The 8532-nt window shown below is 37.0% G+C and carries 3 protein-coding genes; all 3 read left to right on the forward strand.

Annotated features, from left to right (window positions below):
- Positions 1-118: 118 nt before the first annotated feature.
- Positions 119-3286, forward strand: a complete 3168-nt coding sequence (locus IEX62_RS23270; RefSeq protein WP_229686052.1) for a DEAD/DEAH box helicase — start codon at positions 119-121, stop codon at positions 3284-3286.
- A 236-nt stretch (positions 3287-3522) separates the two neighbouring features.
- Positions 3523-5823: an McrB family protein gene (locus IEX62_RS23275; protein WP_188778795.1), complete on the forward strand. Its 2301-nt coding sequence runs from the start codon at positions 3523-3525 to the stop codon at positions 5821-5823.
- A 204-nt stretch (positions 5824-6027) separates the two neighbouring features.
- Complete coding sequence (locus IEX62_RS23280; protein WP_229686053.1) at positions 6028-8370, forward strand: DUF2357 domain-containing protein; 2343 nt, start codon at positions 6028-6030, stop codon at positions 8368-8370.
- Positions 8371-8532 lie beyond the last annotated feature (162 nt).

Here is an 8532-nt window from a genome sequence, read left to right on the forward strand (position 1 = left end):
GGCCATGGGCTGTTTTTTATTTAATTCCAGTAGGTGTCGCACTTCATATTACAATCCGTCGATTAAAAAAAAATCTCATAAAAAACTACTTGTTTTCAAAGGTTTTACTTATGAAGATATGAAAAAAATACCATATAATAAATTATTAAGTTTGTCTATGGATTGTTCGATTCAAGAATTAAACTCTTCTAAGCCAATTTCACTTATGGAAGCGATTACTAAAGGAGCAAAAGATAAAGAATCTATAGAGTGGGCAACTTTTGAAGAATTGCTTATGTTAGATTGGAATATATTAAAAATGTATTTTGATATTACAGTGATAAAAAATAATTTGTACCATATTAGTTTTCCTTTAGTCTACAAAATAGATAATATAACAGAGCTATATTCTTTCTTATCAGAAGATGAGCCCGAAGAGAATGATAATGGAAATAATACTGTGAGTATAGTAAAGCAATATTATGGTAATTATGAGTTAATCTCAAAGCAGCCTTTTATTACATTTACGGAATTACTAGAGGATATTGATGAAATCGATTTTTATCCGTTTTCGATTTTAGATCCTATTAGTATTCAGAGTACGTATTTAGACACAGCAATTGAATTATCAGAAGATGAATCATCCTTCCTTGAATTCACTCAAAAAGTAGTATCTAACTCTTTGCCTGTTGGTTTGATCAATGTTGCTTTTTCAGGTGATATTATCAGTCACCCTAATAGATACATTAATCGACTTAGAGTCATTCAAGAAATTTATAAAGATTTATACAAAATAAAATTAATATCTAAAAAGATTGAAGCAAAAGCTAACCTAGATGATAGTGAATATCTACGGATATTAAATATATATTGGAAGCATAATAATTTTAGGAAAATTCGTATATATGAAAATATACATGAAGTAAAATACACAAAAAAAACCGTCGAAGTTTTACAGAGTCAGATTATAGATGATATTGTAAAGCAAGCTGAACGAGCGTATAACGAAGAAACATATCGCGATATTTTTGTGACTTCACCTACTGGAGCGGGAAAATCAGTAATGTTTCAAATTCCTGCGATTTATTTAGCAGAAAAGTATAAAGCTATTACTATAGTTATTTCACCACTAATCGGTCTAATGAATGATCAAGTAGAAGGATTAGAATCTAGAAATGTACAAATGTCCGCTACAATCAATTCTTCCATATCTCCTGTGGAAAAAATACAAATCTCAGAAAAAATAAAAAATGGCGAAGTTAATATATTATATATCTCTCCTGAGACTTTATTGAGTCGTTCTGATATTTCAATTCTCATAGGCGAACGTCCTATCGGTTTATTTGTTATTGATGAGGCACATATTGTTACTACATGGGGGAAAGCATTCCGTTCTGATTACTGGTATCTCGGTAATTATTTAGAAAAAATGCGTAAAGATAAAAGATTTCCTATTGCTACTTTTACAGCGACTGCAATATATGGCGGAATTGAAGATATGTACAGTGAAACTCGAGATAGTTTAGGTTTAAATAATCCTATAAGTTACTTTGGATATTTAAAAAGAGATAATTTACAAATTCGTATAAAAAAACAAGATAATGGTTCGGAAAAAAAGTATAAAGAGTACTTGGCAGAAAAGAAAAAAATTATGTTAGTGAGACTCGAAAAGTTTGTTGGCGAAGATAAAAAGACTTTAGTTTACTTTCCTTTAATAAGGTTTATACACGACTTTTATGACTATTGTAAATTGTATGGAAGTCCTAAATTAATAGATACTATGACCAAATATTATGGCTCTTTAAATAAAGAGGAAAAGAACTCAAATTACCTGAGCTACAAATTTGGAGAATCAAAAATTATGCTAGCGACCAAGGCTTTTGGAATGGGGATTGATATACCAGATATCGAAAATGTATATCACTTTGCGCCAACAGGGAATGTATGCGATTATATTCAAGAAATAGGAAGAGCAGCTAGGGATTTAGATTTTGGATACGCTTATTTTGACTTTTTACCTAAAGATTTTGTACATGTACAAAGACTTCACGGAATATCAACAATTCGTAAAAATCAATTAACTCAAGTAATAAAAAAAGTACTAGTTTTGATAGATAAGCAACGCGGGAGTAATATTCGTAATATCTTAGTTAGCGCAGATGAATTTCGCTATATCTTTCAATCTTCTAATCAAGAAGAAGAAAATATTGATCATAAAGTAAAAACTTCGTTACTCATAATAGAAAAAGATTTTAATTTAAAAGTTAGATACTCACCTTTAGTTGCTCGTCCACGTAGCGTATTTGCAAAAGAGTTTTTTATAATAAACAGTGAAGTATGGAATGCTATACCAGTGAAATTTAAAAAATATTTCAATATGCTACGATCTTTACAAGATGATTTGTCCAATAGAAACATATATACATGTGACATGAAAGAAATGTGGTTAGAAAATTTCAACAATGTTTCATATCCTAAATTTAAACGTTCTTTTTTTAATGGTAATTATGAAAAAAATATACCATTCAGTAACCAAATTATGTCAGTTATAAAAATCGAATTAGACATAAAATCTGCTGACGAATCTAAATTTATAAGTGAAATACAGAATTGGACTCAATCTATTGCGGATTGGTTTAGCGATTTTGCAATGCAGAAATCTTATTTTTCTACAACTGATTTAGCTAAGAAGATTAAAATGAATTATAATTATTCTACTTATGCTAGTGAAAATTTAGCGGAAATCATTTTAAATAGTGCACATAGCTATGATCGGATGATGAGAAGGAAGAATAACTTTTATAATATGTTTTTAAAATATGATGTTGATCGCAAAGGTAAAGAATATTATTTTACTAGTTCAGGATACGCTAGTTTTATGGATTGGATTGTAAGTGAAACTATAAAAATTTTGAAAAATAAAAATACGATTAAAAAAAACAATCAACAATATGAGGTTTTCACCTCTAAAAGTTTTGGTGCTGATCAAGAACAAGCATTTATTCATTTAGGATTATTAGAAGCGCTAGGTATATTAGTTTATCAAGTACACGGCGGAGATAACCCAGAAATATATATTCGTATCAATTCCAAAGCACATCTAGAAAGAATTGTAGAAAATCCTGACTTATATAATAATAGAATTCTTGAAAATGTAAGAAATAGGCATAAGGTTTCTGTAGCTATGTTAAATTATATTTTTAAAAAAGAAGTAGATACAGACACTTTTTGGGAGCTAATAGAAGATTATTTTTTGGGGACTATTCCAGAAGAAGTTATTAATGAAGCAAACAATAAATATATATAAATGCATTTTTGTAGAAATTTGGGACGATTTCTGGAAAATTACACTAAAGAATAAAGTTTAATATTGTATGAACAAGATTAGTTTAATAATAATTTGTTAGATTAAAAATACAGTAATTCTAAAGCTATGATTTCTTTAGAATTACTGTATTTTTAGTGGAAGTCTTAAACTAAGGTGAATTTTAAAAGATTATGTATTTAATGAATGATTAGAAAATAAACATTAGGAGAATAATCATGCCCTTACCAATAGAGCTACAAGATATTTTTGTGAATCGGCAGAAATCGTATAAAATGGTACTCATTCTCTCCATCTTAGAAGTCATGAAGGAAACTAAAGAGCGCCAAGTATCGATGCTTAAAGTACGCGAGCGTTTCCTACACTGCTTTCAAGAGCGGGAAGCAAAGAGCCTAAAGGTTGATGGTCCACCTTCCCAAGTTCAAGCCACACGATGGTCTGACGTCCAGTTGAGTCGTGTGCAGTATGTGATGAATACACCAATAAAAGCACTAGCGGATATACTAGACGTGCCTAATGATCAATATACGATTGGCTTCAAGCCCAATATCTACAATCAGCTAAATGAACAGCAATTAAACGAGCTGTGTCAGTTCACTTTAGACGAAATGGAGCTTTATTATGCTCAGCCGCCGTCTAGCTTTTCGCTAAGACAAGACTTGCTGCATATTATGGATAATTATCTACAAGCAAAAACGCAGCCATTTGCTAATCACCTGCTGGCACAATATATGCGTAGAACGATTCCAAAGCATATCGAATCTTTGAAGTTTATTTATAACTATTTTCAAGTACAGGGATCGGTGGGACAAGGAAATTGGGCAAATGTGCCTTGGATTGCAATTATGCATCGCCAAGTTACTAATACCACACAAAAAGGTCTCTACGTCGCTTACTTATTTGCCGAGGATATGCAATCTGTATATCTTGTACTACAATATGGAGTCACCGAGTTGAAAAGTCGCTTAGGCACTCGCCAAGCCTACGAGCAGTTTGAACAAAAAGCTAAGGAAATTCGTACAGTTATGCCGAATACAAGAATGAATACGACCGATTCTATATATTTAGGAGAAAGTAATTACGCTAAAGATTATGCGGCATCTACAATTGCCCATTTTAAATATGAACTCCATGATATGCCTAATAATGAGCAGATCGTCGATGACCTTTGGGATGCGGTAGAGATTTACCTTTCGTATGTACAGTATGCGAATTTGGTACCTAATAATGAATGGGACGGAGAGGTTCGGGTGGAGCCTCAAGTTTCAGTGGACACAGATGAATCGGAGTCAGCACTTACTATTCGAGATATCGAGGTTAAAGAAACGCTCCAGAACATACAGGAATATATCACACAGCGGGGATTTTATTTTCCTGAGCTATTAACATATAATTTTTATCTCTCTTTAAAAAGTCGACCGTTTGTTATTTTGGCAGGCATATCAGGTACAGGTAAAACGCGATTGGTGCGTTTATTTGCAGAGGCTTTAGGTGCAACGTCAGATGCCGGTAACTTACAATTTAATTTGATACCTGTTCGGCCGGATTGGAGCGATCCAGCAGATTTGCTAGGTTATAAAGATCTGTCGGGACGTTTTAAGCCTGGTCCGTTGATGAATGTATTTGTTGAGGCTAGAAAGCCAGAAAATCGCCGTAAGCCTTATTTTGTATGTTTAGATGAAATGAATTTGGCTCGAGTAGAGCACTATTTCAGCGATCTTATGAGTTTGTTAGAAACTCAGCAATGGTTATTGGAAAATTTTACTCAGCAGTATGATGGTGTTGAGACAAAAGAAATTATAACGGCTCCTTTATTCTTGAAAAGTGCCTTAGATACAGTTGAGGATCAGGAATTGTATGGCGGATTCGGCATTCCAGAAAACGTATATATTATTGGTACAGTTAATATGGATGAGACCACATATCCATTTAGCAAACGTGTACTTGACCGAGCAAACACGATTGAATTTAATCAGATTGATTTGAGTCAATTGCCTAGTTATTCTCAATTTGCAGAACAACTTTCGACTACAGTTCCGGTAGAACACACCTTTTTACGTAGCGACTATTTACAAATAATAGATGGAATGAATAGTCATAAAGAATTGATCCGACGAACAACAGATCGTTTAGTAAAGGTAAACGAATTTTTAGAAGATATTCATGCTCATGTAGGCTTTAGAATTAGAGATGCGATTTGTTTTTATATGATTTATAATGATCGATTCAATTTGCTTCAAGAAGAAGATGCTTTTGATCTGCAATTATTACAAAAAATTCTACCACGTATTCAAGGTAGCCAAATAGGAGTACGCCGAGTATTGGTGAAGCTATTAAGATTTTGTCTAAAGCAAAACGTGGTAATTCCATCACCACTAGAAAATGATGCTGCCTTTTGGAAGCAGTGGAGTCGAGATGGAGTACCACCGGAAGCGCATTTTCCAGAAAGTGCACGTAAGCTGGCTTATATGATTCGACGCTTTGACGAGGACGGATTTACATCCTATTGGCTGTCTTAACTCCGACTAATGAGGTGAATAGAGATGGAGTTTGACAAAGTCGTTAATATGATAGAGATCGAAACTACGATTGGTAATTTGTACGTGCAGGGTAAGCCGTATCATCCCGCAGTAGAGCGCTTGCAGTTGCATCGTGAAGATGGAGAATGGGTGAATGCACATTTGAAATGCCAAGTGCTTTCTCCCGAGATCGAGATTCGCTCAATGAGAATATTTTCGCCAATTATAAATGATCTTATAGATTGGACAAGCATAATACCAGTGGTACCCTGTTTTTATGAACAGAGAGAGTATGAGTTTGTATTCCAGATCAATGAGGCGATTACGTATCCAATAAACTTTTATCACAGTAATGCTCAAATTCGTGAGGCTATATCGCATAAGGGAAAGAATATACTTTCAGGAATTTTGAATTTTCGGAATGAGGTTGGCTTTACTCAGTTAGATCTGCATACAAACGGAAAACGTTTGTTAACTTTGGAAATTGAAATATTCCCGTCTAAGTTAGACTACAAAAAAGATTATATGATGCTATTAAAGGAAATCAATGCACAGGTCTATAATCTTTCTTTCGACTTTTTAAAACGCACCTATCAATCAGTTGAATTACGTGATAGTAGTCAACCAAGTTTAAGTGAATTTTTTTCGATTATTAGTCACTTATTTGAACAAATCGAACGAGCTATGGAGAGGATTCAGACCCAACCTCATCATAATATGGAGCGTGAACTTGAGCTCCGAAATGCTCCATTAGTAAAACGTCCTAGCTCTCGTAACGTTAGTTATTTGGCTCGTCATCCAAAGTACCTTGAAAAGCTTCATTCGCAGTACAGCAGACAAAGCTTTAATGACATAGATCATAATCAAGGAGCAGGCTATATTCAATCTCCTCCACCGGGCACTATTCCTATCGCAGGCGAAGCGTACCGTCCAACGCGTCTACTTGATACCGTTAAGCGCCTGTCGTATGACACAGCGGAAAATCGCTTTCTGCGCTGGATGCTGGAGCGTATACTGATGCGGCTGAACCAGCTAAACGAGCAGTACGAGCAACTTAGTCGTCCTTCCAATTACCGTAGTCGCAGCTATGACGAACAGTTCAGTCTGGTTGTCGCACAGATGATTCGGCGCTTGGAGCGTATGCTGAGCGCAGACTGGCTACAGAAGCTGACGCCGATGCGCAGTATGAGCATTAGCCTGGTGATGCAGATGGCGCCAGGGTATCGGGAAATGTACCGCTATTATTTGACCCTGCTCAAAGGGCTTTCCATTCAAAGTGATCTGCTGCGGTTATCGATGAAGGAAATCTCGGAGCTGTATGAATACTGGTGCTTCCTCAAGCTGAATGAGCTGCTAGCACGCAAGTATTCCTTAGTCGAGCAAAGTGTGATCAAGCTGAATCACTCCGGTTTATTCGTTACACTGGATCGAGGACAGCAATCGCAGATGAAGTATCGTCATCCGCGAACAGGCGAGCTATTTGTGCTGTATTATAACAGTGCGCCGAAAGGAACGGCATCGCCTACGCTTGCGCAGCGTCCAGACAATGTACTATCGCTACACAAGCAGGATGCAGGGAAGCAGAAGACGTATAATTTCATCTTCGATGCAAAGTACCGTATTCATGTGGCAGAGCAGGGCTCGGCATATCGGGCGATGTACAAGCAGCCGGGGCCGCAGGAGGAGGATATTAATACGATGCACCGCTATCGGGATGCGATGGTGCATCTTGACGATTCGTTAGCAGAAGATAGGGAGCGCTATGAGCGTACGATGTATGGGGCGTATGTGTTGTTTCCGTATAGCGATGAGGAGCAGTATCGGGAGCATCATTTTTATAAAAGTATTCAGCGAATCAATGTGGGTGCATTGCCGTTCTTGCCTAATGCGACCTCGCTTGTTGAACAATTCTTAGATGAGCTAATTGCAGATAGCCCGGAAAAATCGTATGAGCGTGCAACCGTACCGCAGCGGACAGAGGAATATTATGAGGATGCGATCGAGCAGCGGCAGCGTAATATGCTGATTGGCTCGGTGCGTGGACGGGAGCAGGTGGAGCTAGCGTTGAAGCATCGATTTTACCATGTGCCGCTGCGTAATCTGAACGATGTGCAGGTGGTAACACAGCTGAACTATGTTGCAATGTATCAGTCCAAGCGGAGCTTCGGTGCGCAAGGGCAGGAGGGCATACGTTATTATGGGCGTATTACGGGCTGGCAGATTATGCGGCGTGGGGATATTGACGAGCTATTGCCAGATGAACGTAAGCAGGATCAGCTGTATGTGAAGCTGAATGTGGAGGATTGGCAGGAACGTACACCAGCGATTATGCCGGGTGGGCAGGGGATTTATACACTGCTGCTGACGAGCAAGTATATGTTCGATCGTGCGGATGAGCTTGCTGAGCTACGGCTGGAAACGGAGGAACAGCTGACGCAGTGGCGTGAAAAGCGCCGTCAGGGTCGGGTCAAGGTCACATTGGATCAGCATTATGCCGATCTAGCGGAAAAGGTGCTGGACATTACCGTCGAGCCGGAGTCAGAATAATTGGTATGAGGTATGAGGTATGAGGTATGAGGTATGAGGTATGAGGTATGAGGTATGAGGTATGAGGTATGAGGTATGAGGTATGAGGTATGAGGTATGAAGTGGATCGGCTACACTTAGTTGGACAATAAAAATAAGGGCTTGTAGAATATACTCATCATA

The sequence above is a fragment of the Paenibacillus hunanensis genome (assembly GCF_014645615.1).
GTDB lineage: Bacteria > Bacillota > Bacilli > Paenibacillales > Paenibacillaceae > Saccharibacillus > Saccharibacillus hunanensis.

What these genes read in the sequence shown, in the direction of transcription:
- IEX62_RS23270 (WP_229686052.1), top strand. Translation starts at nt 119, where the DNA reads ATGAAAAAAATACCATATAATAAATTATTAAGTTTGTCTATGGATTGT.
- IEX62_RS23275 (WP_188778795.1), top strand. Translation starts at nt 3,523, where the DNA reads ATGCCCTTACCAATAGAGCTACAAGATATTTTTGTGAATCGGCAGAAA.
- IEX62_RS23280 (WP_229686053.1), top strand. Translation starts at nt 6,028, where the DNA reads ATGAGAATATTTTCGCCAATTATAAATGATCTTATAGATTGGACAAGC.